General features: G+C 42.3%; 24 protein-coding genes. 21 read left to right on the top strand and 3 right to left on the bottom strand.

Annotated elements, in window-relative coordinates; translation table 11 throughout:
- Positions 1-144: 144 nt before the first annotated feature.
- Complete coding sequence (locus WC958_00780) at positions 145-333, bottom strand: DUF2892 domain-containing protein (protein ID MFA5628788.1); 189 nt, start codon at positions 331-333, stop codon at positions 145-147.
- Positions 334-680: 347 nt separating this feature from the next.
- Between WC958_00780 and WC958_00775 the strand changes: the two genes are divergently transcribed.
- The 5 genes from WC958_00775 (at position 681) to WC958_00755 (ending at position 7,551) form a co-directional block, all read left to right on the top strand.
- The gene (locus WC958_00775) at positions 681-3,239 is read left to right on the top strand and encodes a GYF domain-containing protein (protein ID MFA5628787.1); all 2,559 of its coding nucleotides are present in this window, start codon (positions 681-683) and stop codon (positions 3,237-3,239) included.
- A gap of 89 nt (positions 3,240-3,328) precedes the next feature.
- Positions 3,329-4,849: an ATP-binding protein gene (locus WC958_00770; protein MFA5628786.1), complete on the top strand. Its 1,521-nt coding sequence runs from the start codon at positions 3,329-3,331 to the stop codon at positions 4,847-4,849.
- Positions 4,849-5,322: a hypothetical protein gene (locus WC958_00765; protein MFA5628785.1), complete on the top strand. Its 474-nt coding sequence runs from the start codon at positions 4,849-4,851 to the stop codon at positions 5,320-5,322. Before WC958_00770 ends, WC958_00765 begins: the two co-directional genes overlap by 1 nt.
- Positions 5,319-6,833 carry a sigma factor-like helix-turn-helix DNA-binding protein gene (locus tag WC958_00760; GenBank protein MFA5628784.1) on the top strand — a complete coding sequence of 505 codons (1,515 nt, stop codon included), beginning with the start codon at positions 5,319-5,321 and terminating at the stop codon, positions 6,831-6,833. The genes WC958_00765 and WC958_00760 overlap by 4 nt, the downstream gene beginning before the upstream one ends.
- 16 nt (positions 6,834-6,849) lie before the next feature.
- Positions 6,850-7,551 carry a hypothetical protein gene (locus WC958_00755; protein MFA5628783.1) on the top strand — a complete coding sequence of 234 codons (702 nt, stop codon included), beginning with the start codon at positions 6,850-6,852 and terminating at the stop codon, positions 7,549-7,551.
- 35 nt (positions 7,552-7,586) lie between these two features.
- Here WC958_00755 and WC958_00750 read toward each other — a convergent pair whose 3' ends face one another.
- Entirely contained in the window at positions 7,587-8,552 is a 966-nt protein-coding gene (locus WC958_00750) for a hypothetical protein (protein ID MFA5628782.1), read from the bottom strand.
- A gap of 342 nt (positions 8,553-8,894) precedes the next feature.
- Here WC958_00750 and WC958_00745 point away from each other — a divergent pair, with 342 nt between their 5' ends.
- The 11 genes from WC958_00745 (at position 8,895) to WC958_00695 (ending at position 19,428) form a co-directional block, all read left to right on the top strand.
- Complete coding sequence (locus WC958_00745) at positions 8,895-9,965, top strand: DGQHR domain-containing protein (protein MFA5628781.1); 1,071 nt, start codon at positions 8,895-8,897, stop codon at positions 9,963-9,965.
- Between the two features lie 71 nt (positions 9,966-10,036).
- Entirely contained in the window at positions 10,037-10,291 is a 255-nt protein-coding gene (locus WC958_00740; GenBank protein MFA5628780.1) for a transcriptional coactivator p15/PC4 family protein, read from the top strand.
- A gap of 497 nt (positions 10,292-10,788) precedes the next feature.
- Positions 10,789-11,103 (top strand): hypothetical protein, encoded by a 315-nt coding sequence (locus tag WC958_00735; GenBank protein MFA5628779.1) that lies wholly within the window; start codon positions 10,789-10,791, stop codon positions 11,101-11,103.
- On the top strand, positions 11,100-13,070 hold the full coding sequence (locus WC958_00730) for a V-type ATPase 116kDa subunit family protein (GenBank protein ID MFA5628778.1): 1,971 nt from the start codon (positions 11,100-11,102) through the stop codon (positions 13,068-13,070). The genes WC958_00735 and WC958_00730 overlap by 4 nt, the downstream gene beginning before the upstream one ends.
- Positions 13,071-13,115: 45 nt before the next feature.
- The gene (locus WC958_00725) at positions 13,116-13,583 is read left to right on the top strand and encodes a hypothetical protein (GenBank protein MFA5628777.1); all 468 of its coding nucleotides are present in this window, start codon (positions 13,116-13,118) and stop codon (positions 13,581-13,583) included.
- Between the two features lie 10 nt (positions 13,584-13,593).
- Positions 13,594-14,175, top strand: a complete 582-nt coding sequence (locus WC958_00720) for a V-type ATP synthase subunit E (GenBank protein ID MFA5628776.1) — start codon at positions 13,594-13,596, stop codon at positions 14,173-14,175.
- Between the two features lie 13 nt (positions 14,176-14,188).
- Positions 14,189-15,229, top strand: a complete 1,041-nt coding sequence (locus tag WC958_00715; protein ID MFA5628775.1) for a V-type ATPase subunit — start codon at positions 14,189-14,191, stop codon at positions 15,227-15,229.
- Entirely contained in the window at positions 15,229-15,582 is a 354-nt protein-coding gene (locus WC958_00710) for a V-type ATP synthase subunit F (protein MFA5628774.1), read from the top strand. Before WC958_00715 ends, WC958_00710 begins: the two co-directional genes overlap by 1 nt.
- Before the next feature lie 29 nt (positions 15,583-15,611).
- Positions 15,612-17,360, top strand: coding sequence for a V-type ATP synthase subunit A (locus WC958_00705; protein MFA5628773.1), 1,749 nt, complete (start codon positions 15,612-15,614; stop codon positions 17,358-17,360).
- A gap of 1 nt (position 17,361) precedes the next feature.
- Positions 17,362-18,759, top strand: a complete 1,398-nt coding sequence (locus WC958_00700) for a V-type ATP synthase subunit B (GenBank protein ID MFA5628772.1) — start codon at positions 17,362-17,364, stop codon at positions 18,757-18,759.
- 15 nt (positions 18,760-18,774) lie between these two features.
- A complete protein-coding gene (locus tag WC958_00695; protein ID MFA5628771.1) occupies positions 18,775-19,428 on the top strand; it encodes a V-type ATP synthase subunit D in 654 nt (217 codons plus the stop codon).
- 48 nt (positions 19,429-19,476) lie between these two features.
- Here the strand turns inward: WC958_00695 and WC958_00690 are convergent, their stop codons facing one another.
- Positions 19,477-20,238 (bottom strand): 5'-methylthioadenosine/adenosylhomocysteine nucleosidase, encoded by a 762-nt coding sequence (locus tag WC958_00690; protein ID MFA5628770.1) that lies wholly within the window; start codon positions 20,236-20,238, stop codon positions 19,477-19,479.
- A 158-nt stretch (positions 20,239-20,396) separates the two neighbouring features.
- Here WC958_00690 and hpt point away from each other — a divergent pair, with 158 nt between their 5' ends.
- The 5 genes from hpt (at position 20,397) to WC958_00665 (ending at position 24,631) form a co-directional block, all read left to right on the top strand.
- Positions 20,397-20,948 carry a hypoxanthine phosphoribosyltransferase gene (hpt, locus tag WC958_00685; GenBank protein MFA5628769.1) on the top strand — a complete coding sequence of 184 codons (552 nt, stop codon included), beginning with the start codon at positions 20,397-20,399 and terminating at the stop codon, positions 20,946-20,948.
- Entirely contained in the window at positions 20,945-22,651 is a 1,707-nt protein-coding gene (gene ade / locus WC958_00680) for an adenine deaminase (GenBank protein MFA5628768.1), read from the top strand. The genes hpt and ade overlap by 4 nt, the downstream gene beginning before the upstream one ends.
- A gap of 94 nt (positions 22,652-22,745) precedes the next feature.
- Positions 22,746-23,720: a phosphate signaling complex protein PhoU gene (gene phoU / locus WC958_00675; GenBank protein MFA5628767.1), complete on the top strand. Its 975-nt coding sequence runs from the start codon at positions 22,746-22,748 to the stop codon at positions 23,718-23,720.
- Between the two features lie 28 nt (positions 23,721-23,748).
- Entirely contained in the window at positions 23,749-24,141 is a 393-nt protein-coding gene (locus WC958_00670) for a Rid family detoxifying hydrolase (GenBank protein ID MFA5628766.1), read from the top strand.
- A 10-nt stretch (positions 24,142-24,151) separates the two neighbouring features.
- Entirely contained in the window at positions 24,152-24,631 is a 480-nt protein-coding gene (locus WC958_00665; protein ID MFA5628765.1) for a GIY-YIG nuclease family protein, read from the top strand.
- The last annotated feature ends 25 nt before the right edge of the window (positions 24,632-24,656 follow it).

The raw sequence follows: 24,656 nt of genomic DNA, 5'->3' as shown, positions 1-24,656 counted from the left end.
TTATAATACTATATTAGCAATGTACTTGCCGGATTGCTAAAACACATTTTATAAAGCCCACCGATTTTTGTCAACATCCGCAGGCCCCAAAAATCGCCTAAAATAACGCTATTTAAGCGTTTTTCTTGCTAATACAAAGCATTTCTATTTTTTAGTTGAAAATCGGAACGGCACATAAAGCGGACAAAAACCGCTAAGCGCGGTACCAATCATTACCCCGCCGAGCACTATTAAAACTATCTGCCAAGCCCCATCCAAAACAAATAAAGCCACGCCCAAAAGCGCCAGGCCGATTATCCCGCGAATAATCCTATCTACTTTCCCCAAATTCATTTTTATCCTCCCGAAATTTATTCCGATAAGACTTAAATCAGAAAAAGTTTACATTTTGAAATGCGATAAGCAAGCAGCATTTTTTAAAGCGCTAAAACACAGATATATCTTAGAACAGAGAGGCGAATATTGCAATAATCAAAGGCGGGAGCCAATCATATAAATAACTTATTCACACAATCCGGCCCAAAAAACTCAAAAAGGTATTGTCGTACACATTTCTATCTGTTATGATGGTTATACTTAATAACGTTATCATTGTACGTAACAGTCAAAGATATTATTAGCTGTCTTTAGCCAACTCGACAACATAATAACAATGGGGATTACCACGATTGGAGAGGATTATGAATGATTGGTTTTTATATCGAGATGGACAGCAAAACGGACCGTATTCGTTAAACCAGCTTGCGGAAATGGATCGCAGCGGGCAGCTCTTTGAAAGCGATTTATTTTACGGCCCGAGTACCGGGAATTGGATTCCCTTGGCAGAAGCTCGCAGCCGCTGGTATAGCCAACCGATTCAGCAACCACCACCCCACCAAACGGCACCCCCTTACCAACAAGCCCCCGCTAAAAAACCGAAAGCGCCCCGCAAAAAAGGACGCGGATGCTTAATAAGTATACTGGTGGTTATTGCTTTACTGGCCGGAACGGCCGCCTATTTTGTACTTAGCAACCCCAGCCAGGCCTTAAACCTGGGGAGCCGCCATCAAGTTGCCAAACAATCGGTGGATTCTTCCGGCGGAAAAATAGTTGTTGAAGATAAAGACAGCCCGATAAACGGAATGCAAATAGATGTCCCCGCGGGGGCAATGGACAAAAATACAAACTTTAAAATATCCACGCGCGAAATCGAAAGCCATCGGCTGGGGGGTAATTTTAACCCTCTGACACCCCTAATCACCGTTGATAACGGCCATAAATTTGCCGATGAGATGATGCTTGTCACAATTCCGATTAACCTGCCCGATGATTCGTTTGCAATGGTATTTTACTACGATGAAAAGACCGAAAAATTAGAGGGGTTGCCCCTTGTTTCGCTTACCGATAACGAGATAGTAGTGGCAACACAACATTTTTCGGAACTTGTGGCAACCTCGGTTAAAAAATCAAAACTTGAGGGGGCGACAATCGATACAGGTTTCATGCCGGGGCTGGACGATTGGCAGTTCCCGAATTGGGGGTCCCATATTGCGATGGGCGGCCATTGCGCCGGGCAGAGCGTATCGGCAATGTGGTATTACTTTGAACGCTATTTAAAAAACGAAGACCGCAGACTATTCAACCTTTTTGATAATAATCGGTACGGGATTAACACCAAAGGCTTCTGGCAAGACGACAGTTGGGCTTACCGCTTTGCCTCGGTTGTCCAAACAAAAATGGATTGGGATTCTAAAATGCGTACCTTTAGCACTTACGTGGGAGGGCTTGATGATTACTACACCCTTGCCGCATTCCAATATTCAATGATGCTAACCGGAGAACCGCAATATATCGCCGTCGCTAAAACGGAAATCGGTGCGGACGGAAAAAGAAAAAGAGTCGCTGGACATGCTGTTATCGCCTACCGCATTGACGGCTCAACAATTTATACCGCCGACCCCAATTTCCCCGGAGCTTCCAAAGTTCTTAACTACGACAGCGGAAAATTCAACACCTATTCTTCGGCATTAAACGCCGCAGACTTGGAATCAGAAGGGGCAATCGGTTTTAACGAAATCCGTTATATGGCAAAGTCCGCGATGGTTGACTGGGATGAGATGGCAACTTTATATAATCAAATGTTAAAGGGCACCATCGGTAACGATCTCTATGAACCGATTACTTACGAAATCGCCACCGATTATAATCCGATAACCGATGAATACAAATGGAAAAAATGTCCGGATATATTGGAAACCAATGGGGATAAAACAGCCAAAGTCCACGAGTCCCTGCGCGGCAAAGTCGTAATTAAAGTCGAAAGCGGGTACGGCAACCAGTACACCAGCTTTTACACCGGTGTTGCGCCGGTAGTATCCAGCAGTTTAAGAGTCAGAGCCAATATGGGTTCGTTGGTTTATCAGGTGCCTCTAAAGCAAGGAGAAAACCACCTTGGCTATCTGACCGAGTTCGGCTATCCGGAAGGGGGTTCCATCGACTACGGTTATTCCGAATTCAAACGCATAAAAGTGATTTATGATCAAAAAGCTTCTTTGGAATTCGAACAAGACGAATACAGCGCCTTTGCAATGGTGGAATCCAAATTTAAAGCGCTTGGCAAAGATGTTCCGTCCGATACCAAGTACGTCTGGAATTTCGGAGACGGTACGGATCTAAAAGAAACCAAAAAACCGGTTGCCGACCATATCTATCAAGAAGAAGGAAGTTATGTATTAACCCTTAAAGCCGTTTCGACCAAGGACGGCCGTCTTTACGCCGAAACGCTCACAACTGTCGATGTAATCAATCTCTGCACCACATGGGAACTAAAATATACGGTTGAAGAATCGAAATTATTGGATGCCATCATTACCGCTATCAGCAGGGCAATCACCAGTATAATAGATTCGATTTTCGGCACCGACAGCGACCCCGATTCCATCAATATAACCCTAAAGGGAACAGAGGTAACCTGTGCAGTTGTGATTAGTCCGCCGCTTGATGGAGAAACAGACTTTAATGTTGTCCTGACACCGCTTTATACCAACAGGGAAGATATCGATGTTGATGAATCCCCATGGCAAGGGACTATGGCCGTCAATAACAATAAAGTTACCATGCAATTTGAGCCGATTGACGAGGACGGGGACTCCGAAGGCGTTATAACATTTAAGGGCAAATTAAGCTCATCGACCAGTTTTGCGGGAACTTTCAGCCACTTTTTGATGAAAGGGAGCTTTGTTGCGTATATTGTTGATTAAGAAATTGAGAGAGTATTTATAATATATGATTTAAAATGAATTTTATAATTGTTACGAGTACTTGGATTGCAAATCGCGGGAGGTTATAAATGGCGATTCATGAAAGTTCCGTGAACTTTGAAAATCTAATTAAAGATTTAGCGGATATGTATCCATATGATGTCGGAATAGTAGTTCTTGTTGAATTATTAGCAAACGCACTGGATTCCAAAGCTAATTCAATCGAGGTAGAGTATAATTCCAAAGAAAAATCCCTAACCGTCATCGATAACGGAACAGGAATGACAAAAGAGAGTTTTGCACAGTATCATGACTTTGCAGCTGGTCTAAAAACAAGAGGTTCAGGAATTGGTTTTGCTGGAGTTGGCGCAAAAATTAGTTTTAATATCGCTAATCAGGTAATAACGGAAACTCGAAGCAAATCTTTCTCGGGGGGGTCAAATTGGTATTTTAATACAGAAAAAAAATTAATTTGGGAAGATATCCCCTCTCCCAACAATCTTAAATATGGAACCAAAGTAAAAGTTATCTTCAGAGAAGAGGTTAACATCCCCTTTAACAACCATACTGACATCGTCACTTTAATACAACAACACTATTTACCACTAATTGATTTGAATTTTTTGCCTTTATATGAAAAGCTGGATTTTTATAAAAAGGAACTTCGCTTTATTGTAAATAAAAAAGAAATATCAGAGTTCAATTTTAAAACGGAATTTGACCTAAGCGATATTCATGAGTTTTATCCTACAAGCAAAGGAGGGAAAATCGGATACGGCATTTTGGGGATATCCTCTAAAGAATACCCAATGGGGGAAAATCAATGTGGGGTGTTACTCTGTACTCATGGTAAAGTTATAAAATCGGATCTATTCAATCAATTTCCGGGAGACTTAGGTCCCAAAATAGTTGGTGTTGTTGAAATCCCTGATCTAATTAATTTCCTTACAAGTTCCAAAACTGATTTTATGAGAAGAGGTAAACACAAAGAATTTGAGACGCTTTACAATCCCATTAGACAAGAATTTAAAAGTTGGTTAAAAAAACTAGGCATTAAATCATCGGAAATTCCTCCTGACGACGAAGCGATTAAATTGGAAAAAGAGATTAAAAAATTAATTGATGAAATACCAGAATTAAGTGAGTTTTTTGGCATGCCCCTACAAAAAGAAGTTTTGCAAGAACAAAAGGACGGCCAAGTTGATGCGGGACTCCAAAGCGGTGTGGAACAAACTTTCCCCTCAGGAACAGGGAAAATTAACACTAAGAACCCAATATTAGGACCAGGAGATGCTTCGGGAGAGGCATTAGTAGAAAACGCGGGGGCAAAAGACAAAAAAGCGGGGCCCATTAGCAGAACAAGTAAAAGAGGACCTAGAATATCATTTTATGAATCCCCAGAAAGAGAAGAGCTGTCTTGGGTTGATGGATATAATATCGTTATTAATTCAGGGAACCCTGCTTACAAAAGAGCATCCACAAATTCACAAGTAAAAAGGACACATTGTATGTACGCAATAGCTAACGCTATGCAAAAGTTTCTTTTTGTCGGCGACACAAATGATTTATCTTTTGTGGACAAATTAATATCAGTCTGGGGAAGAAAATAATGAAGGAAGAAATTGTATTCGTTTCTTTTGACAAAACTGCCGAAGGGTATATTGCATCAATTAACTTGAAAGATTTTCTTTTAAAAAACGATGATTTCGATTCACTACTTAAAAAAGCGTCTTCGGCATATGAAGACTCAATACTTAATATGAAGACCAAGTTAACCGAAATCGAATATTTTAGACATAACCGAATAAAATTACCCGCAAGAAAAATATGGGAACTGGGAGACATTATTTTTAAATTTATTGATGATCTAAAAAAACTGGAAGTAGAAATAGATGGGATATACAATCATTTAGAAAGAGATTTGGGGGTTAAAAGAAAATGGTTGGAAAAAGTAATTATTTTACGCAGATATATACCAAAAATTGAAATGATTCCAGTAGATTTAAATTGGGGCAGCTGTGAAAAGGGGACTCGCCGAATCGCAGAGCAAATAAGTGGGGGGACTATACCACACAGGGCATGAATAATGACCAACAAAATTACATTATAAGGACACTTGCAGAATTACCTCATGCATTCCAAGCCGAAGATATAACTGTACACTTTTATGAAGATGATATTGAGGAAATTTTGGTAAAAATTGAAAACAGTAACTTATTCATTTGGCATACAACCGATTTCCCATCAGTCTTCATATCAAAGGATACTCTTTTTAAAAGGTTTATTCGAATCAACTTTCGATTAGCATCACTCAGATTACACTCTTTATCCTCCGAGCAATTGCTATTCGAAATTAACAATCTTCGATTACAGAGCCAATGGACTACAATACCCACTGAATTTATTGAATTTGGTAATGCCTACGGCTTAATCAACCTGCGAACCTACTCGAATGATAACTACACGTTTCCATTAGCATACATCTTGTCGTTTATAGATAAAAATCGACTAGAATCTGTACAGATAGACATATTAAATAGGTATTATTTAAAAAATTATTCACCCTTTACAGAAGATATAATATTTAATACTTTAAAAGACATGATAGATGGGCTAACTTGCACTCAAAGGGCGGTCATTTCTTATAGAGAAGGTTTATTTGGAGAAAAAAAATTAACCCTTGAAGAAATAGGGCTCCTATATAACAGAACAAGAGAACGAATAAGACAAATACAAGTAAAAGCATGGAAGAAAATCAGCCTTGTACCAAATAAAAAATTGTTATTGTCCCTCCTACTTATTTATATTCTGAACAAAAAGTGTAGTTTGATATTAGATTCAAAAATAAAAAATGAAATAATGTTTTTATTTAAGCTCCTTGATATACCGATTAATAAATTCCCTAAAACCAATATCAAAATGATTGGAAAATTTACATCGAATGATTCTTCCCTTGAAGCATGGAAACACATTTTTTGCCAAAACAATTGCCTGGAGGATATTATTTTTAGAGAAGACTGCCCCTTAATTGAAGGTGATCGTCAAACAATTATAAAGGAAAGCGTAACTAATATAATAAAAAAATTAAATCTATGGCAAAAAATATTTTTAACATTAAAACAATTGGGCGAGCCTTCACATTTTTCAAAAATAAGCAATAAGTTACTAGATTTATTCCCCGATGCATGCTATTCCGAAAAAAATATCCATGCTACCCTAGGACGTGAAGGAAAAGGTATAGTTTGGGTTGGGATAAAGGGGACTTATGCTCTTGAAGAATGGGGGTACGAGCGCCCAAAGGAAACCTTGATGAAAACAATCGCAAATATAGTGAAAAAACAATATTCAATTACTAACAAACCCGTAAAGTTCATAGTTATTGAAGCCGAGATTGGAAAATATAGGAAGCTAATAACCAAAGAAAGCTTAACAATGGCAACATTTTTTAATCCTGAAGTAGAACACGTTGGTAATTGGGAATTTACTCCTAAAACCAATACGATTGAAGAAGACCACGGTGATAATTTTACCAGAAATGAAATAGACAAAATTCTTCAAGAATTTGAAAACGAAAATGTTAACAAAAATAAATGATTGGAGAACTACATAAATGGAAATAATAAAAACAAATGAAAGATTGAACTATTTACATGGTAGAGGAATAGGGTTTATTTACAACGACTTTGCGGGCGGTATTAAACCTACAACAAATAATAAATTACACGCAGCCTCATGTTCTTGGATTAAAAAAACAAACGTAAACGTTAATAAAATATTTTTTGACGACCATAATGAGGCTTTGTCATGGTTAAGTGCAAAACGCGGAAAAGAGGGGGAAGGTTGGATATGTTGCAAATGTGTTTCTCGCAAAGATTCCAATATCCCCAATGAAGACAAAGAGAATCCTTTTACAGAGAGCGCAATCCAATATATGCTGACCAATTACTTTAAAACTCAGAATTACAAAATAAGTACGGAAGTTCCATGTAAAAGCGGTAAAATTGACCTGATTATAGAAAAAAACGGAGAAAAAACAATAGTCGAAATAAAAGGAGAAGACAGGGGTGGATACGTATCTGCGGAAATGAACTTTTTAATAGGTGTTGGACAAATTATCAGTCGAATGACAGACACAAATGCAAGCCACGCATTGGCAATCCCGCTAACCGAAGACTACATAAAAGTCCTTAGAAAAAATCTGTGCGGTTTTGGTTGGCATAAACTGGACATTAAGTTCTATCTGGTCTGCAACAATGGAAATGTATCTCTTTACGATGTAGAAACATTACAAAATTACATCGAAAAAATTTAACAAAAAGCTTTTACAATCAAAAACAGATCTATTCCCTACCCCTCCATACCGTCCTTAAGTATCGCATCGGCTTGTACGGTGGCTTCTTCCGCTCCCTTAGCAACCGCCGTTCTAAGGTACTTATTAAAATCGATAAACTTGCCAACGCCCTCAAGAACAAACTTCGGGACTTTGGAATCCTCAACCAGATATTTATAAAGGCTTTCAGCATGCGCCGCACCGATTTCTTCATAGTTAATAGCTACTGCCACTTGGTTGGCGCTGGTTGCCAGCTTTTCGTATTGGCCGCGAGAAACCGCAAGCTCTCCGGTTAGGGTTTCCGATTGTTGTTCAAGCTTTACAATTTCTTCTTGCTTACCGGCGATTTCATTTTTCAACTCGGCAGCGACCCTGTCGCTTTCTTTTATCAGTGCCGTCTCTTTATCGGCGTGTTCTTTAATTAAGGCTTCTTTTTCGTTTTCCAACCGTTTGATTTGGTCTCTTAGGCCGTCGATATCGGCAAGCGTTTCCGCTAACGCTTTTTGATCTATGCGCGATTCCTTGAGGTCCGAATCCAGAATAGTGGTTAGTTTTACCATATATTCTTTGGAATCCGTGCGCAGGTTTTTGTATTCTTCACCGAGAATGCCTACCACACGCCCCATTAGGTCATCATATTTATCTCGGGCGCGATCGCGCTCGTCCTGAAGGGCGTTGATATGGATTCGCAAATCGCCCATTTTACCGCCGTACTGACGGTTTAACGTCTGGTAAACGGCAAAGGCAACCCTCTTGGCTACCGCTTCCCCGTAACCCTTAATATCGCTCCCGCGGGTTCCCAAAACCTTGTTAAGGAGTTTGCTCTCCTTTTGCATCTTTTCATCGTAATCCTTAATTCCGGCCTCAACCACAGGCTCAAGCCCCGCTCCGGCATAGATTTGTTCCAGCATTTGCTTTTCTTCCAGATTAAATTCGCCGGGGTGGATTATCTCTTTACTGTCCGTACGTTCTATCTCGTTCACTGTATCCTCCTATCGGAATTATTGCCGTTTAGAGCCTCTAATCCCCCTACATTATAACAACAGATTGGGGCGAGTTCTAGGGTTTTTGAATCAAAAATCGGGTTTTATAAGAGAAAAGAGGCGGGCGGATTTTGGAAGCCGTCAGATTATTTTCAAAACTGTAATGGTTTAAGTTATACCTTTAAATCTTCGCAATTCCGGCCAATTAACTAATTAGAGTGACAAATTCTTTTCAATGTTGAAAATTTGTTCAAAAAATGATCTTTAATACTTGACAAACCTAATGATCAGTTATATAATAATCTTGATCTAAAAAAATAATATGTTGATCAGGAGGATAAAATGAGAATTAAGGTTATTCCGTTTAGACAAGAGGGCGTTCAATTGTATTCCGGAGTAGTAAAAGCGGGGGATTTGGTAGATGCTTGCGAAGTGGATGTTTATAGAGAGGAAGGCGGGGAATATAAAGGGTATCAAAGAATGCCAGAACCTGCTCGAACAAAAAAAGTGGCGAGTTATTTAAAAAATGAATCCCGCCCTTTATTACCCACAAGTATATTGTTGAGTTACAGGGGGCAGTTGGAAAAAGAGGGAGAGTTTATTGACATCCCCGCTAATTCAGAGATTTATATAGTGGATGGGCAACACAGGGTGTATGGTATTAAAAGAGCAATTGAAGAGTTTGGATTAGACAGGCTGTTGGACTACGAATTGCCAATAGTGATAATAGAAAATATGGAATCAGAAGATGAGGCCAATCAATTTAGAATTATCAATGAAACCATGAAGAAGGTGCGTACAGATTTAGCTCGAAGATTACTGGCCTTAAAATATTCAGATGGCTCGCCAGAAGGAAGAAGAGCAATAAGGCTATCTGGCAGGGTTTGGGAAGCAACGTCGGCCGAAATAATCAAAATACTCGGAATGGACCATGATTCACCGTGGAAGGGCAAAATACAGCCACCAAACAGCAGAAAGGAAAGTGGCCACATCGTGAGGGAATTATCTTTTAGCACATCCTTAAAACCCATTTTAAATCAGCGCCCGTATAGTACATGGACACCAACTAGATTGGCCGAAAAAATAAAATATCTTTGGATAGCATTACAGGAATTAATACCAGAAGCATTTGAGACACCAAATGAATATGTTATACAAAAAACACCGGGTGTTTTTAGTTTTCATATACTGGCTTTTGATATTTTAGAAGAATTAAGGGTAAATGGAATAAGCGATCCTTCCATAAGTGATATCAAAAATATTCTCACGAATCTTGAAGAGTTTATATCGCCGGATTATTGGAGAAATGATAATGCTGACGGAGCGGCTATGGCAGGATCAATGAAAGGATTTAATTTAATAGCAGATGATATGTCCGAAAAATTAAGGGATTCTGGCAGTATCACCAACTAGAGTTTCAGTATAGCCAGTGGTACAATAGTGGGGGATGTTTCCCCACTATTGTTTTATGTGGAGGATGTGAAATGGAAAGCGAAGAGTTTGGGATTTTAATCCATTCATTCCAAAAGAATTCCAAGGAACAGATTCGAATAATGCTAAATGAATACAAAGGTACAAAATATATTGATATTCGAATCTTCTTTATGGGAAAAGACAGAGAAGAATACTTTCCTTCAAAAAAAGGCATAACATTGTCAGAAAATAAATATAATGATTTACTGGAGGGATGTATAATACTAGGGGAAACATTGGGTTATAACATAGAAACTGTTGAATAATTAGATTTTCGTTTACAAGAAAACACCATTTTACTTGTTCAACCTCAGATTATAATATCGCACAATCTATTGCATTTAATAAATATTACACCCAGGTCTTTTCTTATCGTTCGCATAACACAGAACTGCTTTTCCCAGCATAAATGTCTTATTTATCATCAACTTTCCGTTTCTTTTAAATATTTCAAAATCGAAAGCATCCTCTATTAAATCTTCGCAATCTCGGCCAATAAATCCTTAATTTGCTAACTACTTAATTATTCGCTATACTATGAGGCGTTAGCCTGAAAGAGGTGTCTTAAATGGGCTGCAAGCCGGTTATGTTTCTCGAAAAGAAATAACGGCGCTAAAGGGCGGTGGCTGCGCTACCGTTTTTTAGTGTCTTTAATAGTTAAAACTCAGAGCCTTCTTTAAATTGTTAATAATTTGCATACCGACCGAAAAGGTTTGGGTGCTTTTGTTTTTTATAACGTCTAAAGAATAATTGAGGATTACATATGGAAGGCATGATCGGGAAGCTGAAGTCAATTGAAGATGAAGCGGAAAAAATCCTTGAATCCGCCGGATACGAGGCTAAACGTATAATTTCCGAAGCGGACTCAGACAGCGCTGTTACAAAAACAGATAATTTCAACCTCGACGAAGCTCGGGCGGAAGCCAAAAAGATAGTTGATGAAGCGCGCAGCTTTGCGAACCGCCAAATCGCAGAGTCAAATTTAAAAGCCCAAAGCATATCCGATTTGCCGCCCCAAAAGATTAACGACATCGCTCAAAGGGTTGTCGGCATTATCCTGGGGGATCAAATTAAGTGATACCCATCATCGTCAACAAGCCGGAATCGATGCTAAAGTTAAAGGTTTTAGCCGTTAAGGATGAGCGCGATACGGTGTTGCGGTTGCTGCAAAAAATCGGCGTTCTGCATGTCGAAAGCAGTGATGAATTGACCCCCGTTGACAAAAACCTGATTGAAAACGAAAAAGAAAATATAAACTCCCTCCTTGCAAACGTCTCCAAAATGCTAAGTTACGCCGATAAGGCAAACTCAATAACCACCGACAAAGACACCGAAATCATCTACACCCGCACCAACGCCGAGTTTGCCGAAGAAGTTAACGCACTTTATCAAGACTTTGAAGAATTATATGAAACCGGTGTTGCGGCAACCGAAAAATTAAAAAACACCGAAGAAACGGTGCGTTACGTTACCCCTTTAAGCACAAACCAAAACATCTTAATGTCTGATTTGCACTATACCGGTAAATACCTGTTTGCAAGAACTTTTTCTCTAAATAACGAAGCTTATCGCAAGTACAGCGAAAAAATACAGCAGTACCTTATTGAACCCGTTATTGCAATATCCGAAGATAATACCGTTATTTACGGTGTCGGCAGCGCCGCAGACTTATCCGCTTTTGAAGCACTGATTACCGAGGCAAGCGGAATAAACGTTCCCGCCGTAAACGAAAATATTTCGATTAAGGACTTTATTGATAACTCCGTTAAAAATATCACCGACTTAACCGATGAGGTTGATTCCTTAAATGCCAAGTTAAAGAAAAAAATTGAAAACAACTTTTCCAAGCTCTCGATGTTATATGTGGCGCTCGTTTCGGAAAAAGAGCGGCTTGCGGTTTTGGAAAAGGCCGTTGAATCCAAATATGCGGTTATGATTTCCGGCTGGGTACCGGATGACAGCCGCGAAACAGTCGTTCACGAGCTAAAAGATAAGATCCAAAATATTTATCTGGATGTCAGATACCCCGCAGATGGGGAAGAACCTCCGACAAAACTAAAAAATAAGGGCGGATTCCGTCCTTTTGAAATCATTGTCAACCTTTTTGGAAGACCCAAATACCAAGAGTGGGACCCAACCCCGATTATAAGCTATTCCTTTGCGCTCTTTTTTGGGTTAATGATTTGCGATGTTATTTACGCTATCGGTATTGCGCTGCTTGCCAAGTTTTTACTGCCGAAATTTGTTGACGACCCTCAAACAGATGAGTTTAAAACGTTCCAGCGGCTTATTTACACCTGCTGCGGAGCGGGCTTAATCGCAGGGCTGCTGGTCGGACAATACCTCGGAGACGTCTACCTTTTATTCGGTTTGGAAAATTTTGCTTTAAGCACAACAATTAAAAACTTGCTGGGAGACCCGGTAACCTTTATTGTTATTTCACTGGGAATCGGTTTGGTACACGTTAATATCGGATATGCACTCGCGCTTGTAAAAGCCGTAAAAAATAAAGACCGTTGGACGGCAGTTAATAAAGTCGGCATATTTTTACTCCAGTTTGGCCTTCCGGTAATTATTAACTCGATCTTAAAGGTCAGTATCCCCGGTATGAGTGCCGCGCTTTATTCGATATTAAGCTATGTAATGCTAGCCGGAATCGCACTGATTATTGCCAGCAACCTGGCCATTAACCGCGGGCTCGGCTCTTTTATGTGGATTTTTGACCTGACGGGGCTGTTGGGAGATGTGATGTCCTACGCCCGTTTAGCCGGTGTGGGAATGGCAACTTTCTACTTGGCCTCCACATTTAATATGCTTACCGGCACGTTCGGGGATTTATTCGGCGGGCCTGTCGGCACGGTTATCGGAGCTATAATCGGGTTGTTGTTCTTTGTCTTCGGACATGCCATCAACCTTTTACTTGGCGGAATTACCGGATTTATCCACTCCCTGCGCCTGTGCTTTGTGGAGTTTCTGTTTAAATTTTATGAGGGTGGCGGCTATCAGTACAAACCCTTCAAAATAAAGAAAAGAGTTACCGTATAAAACATCTCTGCTAAATAATTTGGCAGACAAGTTAAGGAGGAAACAATGGAATTCGATGCTGCATCTCTTGCAACATTAGGCGGGGCACTGGCATTGGTAGGCGGTTTGATAGGATCGGCTATCGGAATCGGGGTTGCCGGTTCATCGGGCGCGGCGACACTATCCGAAGATTCGGGGCAATTAAGAAACGTGATTCTTTTGGCATCGCTGCCGATGACACAAACCTTCTACGGCTTGATTGTCTTGATTATTATCATTACTTCGGTTGTCCCCACTATTTCCGGCGTCAGCAGCGGGCTTATTGTCTTGGGTGCCGGAATTATTACGGCAGGCGCCGAATGCTTCTCCGGCATTTATCAGGGCAAAATCTGCGCATCGGGTATATCGTTACTGATTAAAACCCGCGGCAAAATTTTGGTTAACGCGATGATGCTGGCTGTGTTTGTGGAACTTTTAGGCGTACTCGGTTTGGTTTTTTCGATAATGACACTGAGCATGTTAGGCTTAATATAGGAAGAAGATTATGTCAATCGACAATATCAGCAAAACAATTCTGGAAAAGGCTCGGCTTGAGGCTAAAGAGATAGTAAGCGGCGCCGAATTAAAAGCGGCCGAAAAACGGGCAATTGCCGCCAAAAAACGACAATTGGCGTTTGAAGAAGCAAGAAATGCGATTATCGCCGAAGCTGAAACGGAAGCGGCTTTGATTAAGGCTAATGCGGCAATTGAAGTGCGCAAAGAATTATCGATTGCCAAAGCCAAAGCCATTGATTTGATAATAAGCAAAATTAAAGAGAACCTATCCGGTTTAAAGCCGGATTCGGCAAACTTCCGTCTGCTTGCAAAAAACGCCGCCAAAGAGATGGGAACGGATAGCGTAATTCTTTATGTTAAAGAAAGTGACGCCCCTATTGCCAAACAGCTTGTCGCCGAAGATAAAGAACTTGAGGGCAAAGTCAAAGAGATTAGAACCTGCGACTGCTTGGGCGGGATAAAAATTGAAAGCTTGGACGGGAGAAACCTGATTGATAATACCTATGATGCTCGGCTTGGAATGCTAATGCCGACAATTCTCCCTCAAATAAGCAAGGATTTATTGGAATAATCGGAGCTAAAAAATGGTAAGTGGTGAATACGCATTTATAGCTGCTTTTCTTAAAAGCGCGGAGTCCGGAACAGCCGTCTATCGACCGATACCGGAAACAGCGAGGCTTGCGCGTGTTCAGGATATTGCGGACGCCCTTAGCGATACCGAAATCGGGGAATATCTGGCAGGGGTTTCGCCGGCCGATTTTGACGAGGCGGACCGACAATTATGGGCGTATTTTAATAAATCCGTCGAGCGCATTTACTGGTTTAACTCCGTCCCCAATGAAATCAAAATGCTTTTGCAGGCTTATGTTACGAAGTATGACCTTATGAATATCAACGGTGTTTTGCGCGCCTTAAAAACAGGGCAAAAGATTCCGCTGATTCCTGCGGGGGTTATGAATTGGGGCGGATTTCTGCCCGAACTTGAAAGCGCCAAAGATTTATCGCAGGTTGTTGATATTTTGGTTGACGCTAACCTTTTAAGCTATGCCGGTATTTTGAAAAACTACGAAACACTCGACAAAAAAGAGGCTTTAAACGAAATAGAAATCGCCTTTAGCGAGGCTTATTACAGCGAACTGTTAGCCATTTCGGGAAGTATTGACGGCGGTTATAAATTAGCCGGGGTATTCGGCGCAATGGCCGATTTAAAGGTACTCAAGACGGTTATAAGAAAAATCGTTGCCCGCACTGTTAGCGACACAGCCGATAAAACAATCGGGGGCGGGTATCTGATATCCAAATCGGCGGCAAACGAAATGTTGTCGCTTAAACTGAACGAGTTACCGGCTAAACTGGAAGGCACGCAATATAAGCCGCTGATTGAGGAAATAATTACCGAATTTAATAAAGACGAAGACGTTGCCGCAATTGATGTCTTTTTTGAAAAAAAGAGCTTTGCGTTTTTAAAAGATATTTTATCATCCGGTGTTATGACAGCGTCTGATGTCGTTTGGTATCTCTATGTTAAGGAAACGGAAATGCGTAATGTCCGCATTATTTATAAAGCGGTATTTGACGGCATTCCTTTGGAAAATATTAAAGATTACTTGGTAACGGTGGGATAATGTCCGATATAGGTTTGGAAATAGCGGTAATCGGAGACAAGGATTTGGTGAGCGGACTGCGCCTTGCCGGGGTTAGGCGTTATTATGTAGTACCGGAAAACGATTCCCCGCCTAAAGAAGAGGTTCGCACATCTTTTTTGAATTTTTTGGAAGACCCGAAGGTCGGTGTAATTGCGATTCAGGAAACTTATACCGAATTTGTTCGGGATCTGATTGAAAAACAACGGGATAACAAAATTCTGACGCCGGTAATTATTGAAGTGCCGTCGAAGCGCGGCGAACACACCGAAGACGTAAACAAATATTATAAGGATTATGTCAGAAAGTTTACCGGATTTGATATCGAAATATAGGTATCTTTTGGGGAGGTAGTCTGTATAAAATGGGAAAAACGTGGAGAGTATCGGGGCCCGTAGTCATTGCCGAAGGAATGACCGGGGCACAGGTATATGAAATTGTTGAAATAGGTGAAGAAGGAATTGTCGGCGAAGTAATCGGGCTTGTCGGCGATAAAGCCGTAATTCAGGCTCATGAGGGAACCGAGGGCATCGGTGTCGGAGAAATAGTAAGGCCGACAGGTGCCATTTTAACGGTCGAACTGGGGCCCGGTATTGTCGGCTCAATTTACGACGGGCTGCAAAACTCCCTGTCCGTTATGATGGAAGAGGGCTCCTTTTTACGCAGGGGCGTTAAAGCGGCCGCATTATCCCGTGAGAAAAAGTGGGATTTTACGCCGACCGTTAGTATCGGCGCCGAAGTAAAACCGGGCGATATCATCGGTATTGTTCCCGAAACCCATTTGATTGACCATAAAGTTATGATTCCGCACGGTATCCGCGGGACCGTTAAAAGTATTGGCAAAGGCGAATTTACAATCGAAGAACCGGTAGTAAAAATCGAACAAGACGGTAAAATCCTGGAAATTCCCATGATTCATCGCTGGCCGGTAAGAAAACCGCGCCCCTACATTACCAGATATGACCCGACCAAGCTCTTGGTTACCGGTATGCGCATTATGGATTATATGTTCCCTCTGGCGCTCGGCGGCAAGGCCTGTGTTCCCGGCGGGTTCGGTACCGGCAAAACAGTAACCCTGCAACAGCTGGCGCGCTGGTCTCAAACCCAACTTAATATTTATGTCGGCTGCGGTGAACGCGGTAATGAAATGGCCGATGTCCTTTACAGTTTTAAGGAATTAAAAGAACCCAACAGCGGCAGGATGTTACAGGAAAAAGAGGTTTTTATCGCCAATACATCCAACATGCCGGTGGTGGCGCGTGAGGCAAGTATTTATGTCGGTATTACTATGGCGGAATACTACCGCGATATGGGCTACGACGTACTGCTTGTAGCGGATTCCACATCACGCTGGGCGGAAGCCATGCGTGAAATCGGCGGACGTTTAGAGGAAATGCCGGGTGAAGAAGGCTTTCCGGCCTATCTCGGCTCAAGGCTCTCTTCCTTCTATGAGCGAGCCGGTCTCATACAGTGTGTCGGCGGTCCCGAAAGACAGGGCTCGGTAACCGTGGTTGGCGCCGTAAGCCCCCCCGGAGCCGATTTTAGCGAACCGGTAACCCAAAATACATTGCGTATCGTTCAGGCGCTCTACTCCCTTGATGTATCACTGGCGAACAAGCGCCATTTCCCGGCTATCAACTGGCTCTCCAGTTATAGCCTGTATGCCGATTCGGTGCGGGAGTGGTGGGCGGATATCGATCCGAACTGGGCGGAAATTCGCAGTGAAGCGCTGCAATTACTGCAGCAAGAAGCCGACCTTGAAGAAATTGTTAAGCTTGTAGGCCCCGAATCACTGCCCGAAAGCGATAAAATGACACTCCTGACAACCAAAATGATTCGCGAAGATTTCCTTCAGCAGAGTGCCTATAATGAAATTGATACTTACTGCTTGCCCAAACGGGCCCATATGATGCTTAAAACGATTATTAAGTTTAACGAACTTGCCAGAAATAAGATTTCCAATGAGGAAATTAAGGTTGCAGAACTGCGTAATTCGCCTTTAATCTACAAAATCGCCCGTATGAAAGATATCCCCAACGAGGAGTTTGAGGAAAGGCTCGGCGTTTTGTGGAGTGAAATGGAATCCGACCTGGCGTTGGTAAAGGGAGTATAAAATGTCACAAGATTCAACATATATCAGAGAAACAAAAGATATAACCCGCGCTAAGGGTTCTTTAATCGTTGCGGCAAGCATTCCCAATATCAAATACGGGGAAATCGTTAGCGTAAAACTCGCTAACGGAGAAATACGAACGGGGCAAGCGATTGATGTCAGTAAAGATGCCACCGTTATCCAGGTTTTCGGGGGTGTCAGCGAGGTTGACCTTGCCAGATGCACCCTACGCAGCAGCGGCGAAACGCTGCGCCTTCGAGTTTCGCCGGATATTCTCGGGCGCATATTTAACGGTATGGGCGAACCGATTGACGATATCCCGGCGGTTGTGCCGCAAGGTTATCTCGATATTAACGGAATGCCGATTAACCCTGCCAGCCGACAGCCTCCGTCAGAATTTATTGAAACCGGCATATCCGCCATTGACGGGCTCAACGCTCTGGTAAGGGGTCAGAAACTGCCTGTTTTTAGCGGCTCGGGCTTGCCTCATAATCAGATTGTTACCCAAATTATGCGCCAGGCTACCGTAAGCGGTACCGACGAAAAATTCGGCATCGTCTTTGGCGCAATCGGTATCAGCTACGATGATGCAGCCTATTTTATTAAAAACCTTGATGCCACCGGCGCAAGGGAAAGAACGGTTGCCTTTATTAACACCGCTTCGGACCCGGTCGTGGAACGTATCTCAACCCCGAGAATGGCGCTTACCGCTGCTGAATATTTGGCTTGGGAACATGATATGCATATTTTGGTAATCTTAACCGATATGACCAACTATTGCGAAGCGCTGCGCGAGCTTTCGGCGATGCGTGAAGAAATTCCATCGCGCCGCGGTTACCCCGGCTATATGTACACGGATTTATCCAGCATTTACGAACGAGCCGGCCGAATTATCGGCCGAAAGGGTTCGGTTACCATGCTGCCGATTTTAACCATGCCCGATGACGATATCACGCACCCCATCCCCGACCTTACGGGTTATATCACCGAAGGGCAAATCGTAATATCAAGAGCCTTAGAAAGAAAGGGCGTTTATCCGCCGATTGATGTGTTCTTATCTCTTTCGCGCATGATGAAAGAAGGAATCGGCGCCGGTAAAACACGCGAAGACCACAACAACGTATTTATGCAGCTTTACGCCGCCTATGCCGAGGGCAATAACCTCAGGGAAATTTCAACGATTATCGGCACGGAAGCCCTTAGCGAACGCGATAAGGTTTACTTATCATTTGCCGAGAGGTTTGAAAAAGAATTTATTACCCAAGGCAAACAGGAAAAAAGAAGCGTAATTGATACACTTAACACCGGATGGAACCTTTTCTCGATATTACCCGAGGAAGACTTAAAACTGATTAATGAAAGATTGATTAAGAAATACCTGCCCAAGTACGCACAGTAAGGATAAAACAGTATTATGGCGCAAATTCTTACGGTAAGACCGACAAAAATTGAACTTATCCGCCTAAAAAGAAGATATGTACTGGCAAAAAGGATTAAGCGGATTATTAAGGACCGTTTATCTATTTTAATGCTTGAATTTCTGCAAACCGTTCGCGAAACCGTTGAAGTTCGGAAAAGAATGATTGATGAATTTCCGCTGGCATATAAAATGCTTTCGGTTTCGGCCGGTTTTAACGGCTATACCGCCCTTGAAAAAGAATTTATTGCCTCAACCGCAAACAGTAACCTTTCGCTAACAACAGGCTGCCGTTACATCGCCGGAACCAGAGTACCCTCACTTGAACTAAACGGGATTGATTACGGCAGTTACAGTTACAGCATGACAGATACCTCCGCTGTTTTGGATAAAACCACCGACCAATTCAAAAAATGCCTGGAAACGCTGGTGGCACTCGCCGAATTACAAAGCACCATGGATACGCTGGGGCATGAGATAAACCAGATTAAGCGCGTCGTTAACGCCCTTGATAATATTATAATCCCCAACCTTGAAGAAACTATTAAGTTCCTTTCAATGAAGTTTGAAGAACGCAACAGAGAAGAAAAAACACGCCTGAAACTGTTTAAAGCAATGCTGGACAGGAAAAGCCAGCAAGCAGACGAATAGCTTAGAAGTAAAAATGTAAGTACGCAAATAAGATTGGCGCCGTTATTTTTATTCGTTACGCAAACGGTCAATCATGCACACCGCAATTTCAAACAGCAGATGCGGGGCGATTGTTTTTAAATATTCGTAGAAATCTATTTCCGCATCACTTCCGCACTCATCCGAAAGGGCCCTGACAATAACAAACTGTTTCCCGTTAACATAGGCCGTATGAGCAACCGCCGCCCCTTCCATTTCAACGCAATCCCCGCCGAATGATGCAATAAGTTGTTCTTTTTTCTCAACTCCGGCAATAAACTGATCACCGGTAAGAATCCTGCCGAGAACCGCTTTGGGCTGACATTCATTCAGTTTTAGCATTGCCGGGTACTTACCCTGCAGTTTGGATAATGCCTCTGTCGAAGCATAAAGTGCCGACTCTATCAGTGCCTTATCCGCATTAAAGATGCTCTTGCCAAAATAAGGAATTTCCGCCGGTTTAAAACCCATCCCGACGGCATCAAAGTCATGATAGAGAACATCTTGGGAAACGACAACATCACCAATGTTAAGTTCACTGTTAAGCACACCACCCACACCAAGCATTACAAGCCTCTCAATATTAAAGCGGTCAATCATAATCTGGGCGGCAAGTGCCGCGTTAACCTTACCCATGCCGCTTTTGGCAATTACAACCGGCATACCGCCAAGCACCCCGGAAACAAGCAGGATTTCCGAATATTGATACTGCACGGGGTTTGTTATCCCGTCAAAAAGCAAACGGAATTCATCCTCCATCGGTGTAATAATTCCCAACATAGGCTTATCCATTTTAAGATTTCCTTTCCGCTTGTTTTATAAACCCGGCGGCTTATTATACCCCGAATTATGAAGTTTTTCTAAAAACAAAAGAACTTGCGCCTTAATTTTTAAAATCCGGATTCGGCGTGTGGACAATACCAAAAACAGGGTTTATAATCTCAGTTAATATGAGCTTCAAAGAAAACCTAACCGTTCTGTACGGCAGAAACGAAATAGACTTCAAAGTCAGGCAGTTAGCGCAAGTTATAAAGCAGGATTATGAAGACAAAAACCCGCTCTTTGTGTCGGTTCTCAAAGGGTCTTTTATCTTTATGGCAGATTTAGCCCGGCAATTGGACTTTCCGCTGGAAATAGAGTTTGTCAGGCTTTCCAGTTACAACGAGGACACAAAGAGTTCCGGGAAAATTAACATCGTACAAGATATTTCTTTTGAAGTTAAAAACAGGCATGTGCTAATAGTGGAAGATATTGTGGACAGCGGGTTAACCGTTAAATTCCTAAAAGATATGCTGGAAGAACAACAGGCTGCCTCGGTAAGAGTGTGCGCTTTAACAAATAAACCGTCACGGCGCACATGCGCCGTAGATATAGATTATCTTGGATTTAGTGTCCCTGACAAATTTATTGTCGGATACGGGCTTGATCTTAATCAGAAGTTTCGCAACCTGCCCGACATTTGTGTTTTAGACGAACCAAAACAGCAAAGTGAGATGAGATGACTGCTAATTTATCCGAATTAATAGCGGTAGCCAGAGGCGAAACACCGGCCGATTTGATTTTTTCCAACACCCAAACAGTAAATGTTTTTTCGGGGGAGATTGAACTCGGTAGCGTAGCTGTTTATAAAGGCAAAATCGCCGGTATCGGAAACTATTCCGAATCCCGAAAAATAATCGACCTTAACGGCAAGTACCTGTTACCCGCTTTAATCAACGGACATACCCATATTGAAAGCTCTATGTTGGATATCGGGCAATATGCCCGTGCGGTAGTTCCGAGGGGGACACTAACCGTTATTACCGATTTACACGAACTAACCAACGTTTGCGGATTGGACGCTGTCGATTATGTTCTTAGTGCGGCCAAAAAGCTGCCTCTGGATTTATTTCTTATGGCCCCTTCCTGTATCCCGGCAACCAACATGGAAACCTCCGGAGCAAATATTACCGCTAAAGAATTACAGCAAGTTATGCGCCGCAAAAATGCAATCGGGCTGGGCGAAATGATGAACTTTCCGGGTGTCATCTTCAAAGACGCCAATGTTTTGGATAAAATCGGTTTGTATCGGGATAAATTGATAGACGGACATGCCCCCAATTTAACAGGTAACGATTTAAACGCCTATATTTCCGCCGGAATCTATTCCGACCATGAATCGGTAACCTTGGCCGAGGCCAAAGAAAAGCTGATGCGGGGAATGCATATAATGATTCGGGAAGGTTCTTCCGAAAAGAATCTGCAAGAACTGTTACCATTAGTAACCGATAAAACTTATAAAAGATGTATGTTTGTTGTTGATGACCGCAGTTGTTTTGATTTGTTAAACGACGGTGATATCGATGCCGTAGTACGTAAAGCAATTAGATTAGGGCTCGACCCGATAAGGGCAATTCAGCTTGCAACCATTAACCCCGCCGAATACTTTGGGCTTAAAAGAATCGGAGCCATCGCCCCCGGATATATTGCTAATCTGATTACCGTTAATAACCTATCCGATTTTGATATAGATATGGTTTTCTATCAAGGGAGAAACGTTGCAAAAAAAGGAAAGGCCTTATTTGATATCAAACAGCCCGCGGCAAAATCTTTAACGGATACGATTAGAATAAAACCGTTTGACGTATCTGATCTTAAGCTCAAAAGCAAAGGCGAAGATAGCCTTGTAATTGAAATTGTCCCCGATCAAATCGTTACCAAAATGAAAACGGAAACGGTTCAAACCAAAGATGGCTATATCTGCACCGATACCAAAAGAGACCTTTTAAAACTGGTGGTAATCGAAAGGCACCGAGCCAGCGGCAATATCGGTAAAGGGCTTATTAAAGGGTTGGGGCTTAAAAAAGGTGCACTCGCTACCTCCGTCGCCCACGATTCGCATAATATCATTGCCGCCGGAACAAACGACGAAGATATTTATGCGGCAGTTAAAGAAATAGAGAAGTTACAGGGCGGGATAGCGGTAGCTCAAAACGGTAAAGTATTGGGGAGCCTGCAACTATCTATCGGGGGATTAATGTCGGTGGAACAGTTAGAAACGGTAGCGGAAAAGCTGCAGAATTTAAAAAAGATTGCCGCCGAACTGGGTTCGACACTTGCTGACCCGTTCGCAACGCTCTCTTTTATGGCGCTGCCCGTAATTCCGGAACTCAGGCTAACGGATATGGGGCTGGTAGATGTAACCCGCTTTAAATTAGTTGAATAATAAAAGAGACAGGCTAACGCCTCTTTTTCAAAATATACCGATACCGGTGCAAAATTACGGTAAAACTTCAAGTTCAAACAAGGGAGTAAAAGTTATGAAAGCACTTAAAATCAAGCTCGATATCAATTTTATGAAAGTCGTTTTGGGGGTTGTTTTTTCTTTGGTCTGGAGCTGGATAATGTATTTAATATGGCCCCAGCCCCCTTACATAATTTTCGTCCTTTTCTACCTTGTGGCGGGGAGCATCGTAATCAAATGGATCTTTTTTGAGATTATCGACCGCGTAACCTTAAAGTTCAGATTAAAAGCGGTCAGCAAAGAGATTGACGAATCCGGCACACGCGTCAACGAAGCCGTCGAGGATGGGCTTTCGGGAGATGAGCTTCAGGTAGCCGATACACTAAGCGATATTGAAAGCTTCGATAATAAATTAAGACTCTTAGAACAAGCGGTTTTAGCTTTTGGAAATACGGTTAAAACGGCAATGGCACAGGCAACCCTGAGTTTGGAAGAAAAAGATGTTGCGCTTGCCACTAAAGTTATCAAAAACGACAATAAAATAGACCACCAAAGATACGTTTTAGAAAATAACTGTATGCAACTTATCCGCACGGGGCATCCGGAAGAAAAGGATTTGCGTAAAATTGTGGCAATGCTCAGTATTGTTACCGAACTGGAACGAATGGGTGATTACGCCGAAGGTATTGCCAAAATAACGTTAATGATTGGCAAAGAACCCGATTTAAAATCACCTGCCGAGCTGCATAATATGGCAACCAGAGCTATTGAGATGCTGGAAGGCAGTTTGGAAGCGTTCGGAGAAAACAATGCCGAAAAGGCCAAGCTTATTTCTAACCGTGATGAGCAAGTCGATAAGCTCTACGACCAAACCTTCCGCAAACTTGTTCTGTTTATGATCGGGCACCCCAAAGATATAACCAAAGTAACTTGGCTCGTTTGGGCCGCTCACAACATGGAGCGCTTTGCGGACAGGGTAACCAACATTTGCGAACGGGTTGTCTTTAGCGTCAGCGGAGAAATATCAACGGTTAACGTATCAAAATATTAGTTATAATACCGTAAATTAGGAGATAGAAATGAACAAAAAGGTATTTTGCACCGATAAAATCCCCCAGCCGAACGGCCCATATTCGCAGGCAGTAATCTATAACGAAACGCTTTATATCTCAGGGCAGTTACCGCTTGACCCGATTACGGGCGACTTGGTTCAGGGAGGGATTGAAGAACAAGCCCCGGCCTCTTTAAACCGCCTGAAGATTATTGCGGAGGAAGCCGGATTTTCTCTTAAAGGGGCGCTTAAAATTACTTGCTATCTAACGGATATGAACGACTTTAAACGGTTTAACGAAATCTACGCCCTCTATTTTAACGACGCACCGCCGGCCAGAACTGCAATTCAGGTTGGCAAGCTGCCGCTGGGGGCTAAAATAGAAATTGATGCTATTATCGGACGTACCGGGCAGGAATAATCTTTTGCGGATGGACGGTAAAGCATCAGACCTTTTGCCCAAAAAGACAACGGATGAAGCGGGAACGTACGCTCTGGTGATTTTTGCCGAAAGGCCTTCTCTGCTTACAATCGGTAAGTTAGGCACCTATGAATTCCCCGCCGGTTATTATATTTATGTCGGCAGCGCGCTAAACGGGCTAAACAGCAGGCTGGGACGCCACTTAAAGGCGGAAAAGAAGCTGCATTGGCATATCGATTACCTTCTCCGCCAAAATAAAGTAATTCAAGTTTGGTACTCTTTAAGCCCCGACAAGCTGGAATGTAAATGGACCTCAATTTTGCAAGGATTAACGGACGTACAAATGCCTGTTCCCGGATTTGGCAGTTCCGATTGCCGATGTTTATCGCACTTACTCCACTTTTCCGCTTTGCCTGATTTTTGCCGCTTTGAGAAGGAATTAGAAGAACGGCAACTGCCGGAGGTGTTGCGGATGATGGGGGTGGAGTGATGTCGGGGTGTTTATGGTCTTGATA

The sequence above is a fragment of the Dehalococcoidales bacterium genome, from assembly GCA_041656115.1.
In the GTDB taxonomy this organism is placed as follows: domain Bacteria; phylum Chloroflexota; class Dehalococcoidia; order Dehalococcoidales; family UBA5627; genus UBA5627.
The sequence above is the reverse complement of the archived record's forward strand: the minus strand, read 5'-3'. Positions and strand labels throughout refer to the sequence as shown.

Coding starts and splice junctions, on each gene's coding strand:
- WC958_00780 (MFA5628788.1), bottom strand. CDS start 333: ATGAATTTGGGGAAAGTAGATAGGATTATTCGCGGGATAATCGGCCTG.
- WC958_00775 (MFA5628787.1), top strand. CDS start 681: ATGAATGATTGGTTTTTATATCGAGATGGACAGCAAAACGGACCGTAT.
- WC958_00770 (MFA5628786.1), top strand. CDS start 3,329: ATGGCGATTCATGAAAGTTCCGTGAACTTTGAAAATCTAATTAAAGAT.
- WC958_00765 (MFA5628785.1), top strand. CDS start 4,849: ATGAAGGAAGAAATTGTATTCGTTTCTTTTGACAAAACTGCCGAAGGG.
- WC958_00760 (MFA5628784.1), top strand. CDS start 5,319: ATGAATAATGACCAACAAAATTACATTATAAGGACACTTGCAGAATTA.
- WC958_00755 (MFA5628783.1), top strand. CDS start 6,850: ATGGAAATAATAAAAACAAATGAAAGATTGAACTATTTACATGGTAGA.
- WC958_00745 (MFA5628781.1), top strand. CDS start 8,895: ATGAGAATTAAGGTTATTCCGTTTAGACAAGAGGGCGTTCAATTGTAT.
- WC958_00740 (MFA5628780.1), top strand. CDS start 10,037: ATGGAAAGCGAAGAGTTTGGGATTTTAATCCATTCATTCCAAAAGAAT.
- WC958_00735 (MFA5628779.1), top strand. CDS start 10,789: ATGGAAGGCATGATCGGGAAGCTGAAGTCAATTGAAGATGAAGCGGAA.
- WC958_00725 (MFA5628777.1), top strand. CDS start 13,116: ATGGAATTCGATGCTGCATCTCTTGCAACATTAGGCGGGGCACTGGCA.
- WC958_00720 (MFA5628776.1), top strand. CDS start 13,594: ATGTCAATCGACAATATCAGCAAAACAATTCTGGAAAAGGCTCGGCTT.
- WC958_00715 (MFA5628775.1), top strand. CDS start 14,189: ATGGTAAGTGGTGAATACGCATTTATAGCTGCTTTTCTTAAAAGCGCG.
- WC958_00710 (MFA5628774.1), top strand. CDS start 15,229: ATGTCCGATATAGGTTTGGAAATAGCGGTAATCGGAGACAAGGATTTG.
- WC958_00705 (MFA5628773.1), top strand. CDS start 15,612: ATGGGAAAAACGTGGAGAGTATCGGGGCCCGTAGTCATTGCCGAAGGA.
- WC958_00700 (MFA5628772.1), top strand. CDS start 17,362: ATGTCACAAGATTCAACATATATCAGAGAAACAAAAGATATAACCCGC.
- WC958_00695 (MFA5628771.1), top strand. CDS start 18,775: ATGGCGCAAATTCTTACGGTAAGACCGACAAAAATTGAACTTATCCGC.
- WC958_00690 (MFA5628770.1), bottom strand. CDS start 20,238: ATGGATAAGCCTATGTTGGGAATTATTACACCGATGGAGGATGAATTC.
- hpt (MFA5628769.1), top strand. CDS start 20,397: ATGAGCTTCAAAGAAAACCTAACCGTTCTGTACGGCAGAAACGAAATA.
- ade (MFA5628768.1), top strand. CDS start 20,945: ATGACTGCTAATTTATCCGAATTAATAGCGGTAGCCAGAGGCGAAACA.
- phoU (MFA5628767.1), top strand. CDS start 22,746: ATGAAAGCACTTAAAATCAAGCTCGATATCAATTTTATGAAAGTCGTT.
- WC958_00670 (MFA5628766.1), top strand. CDS start 23,749: ATGAACAAAAAGGTATTTTGCACCGATAAAATCCCCCAGCCGAACGGC.
- WC958_00665 (MFA5628765.1), top strand. CDS start 24,152: ATGGACGGTAAAGCATCAGACCTTTTGCCCAAAAAGACAACGGATGAA.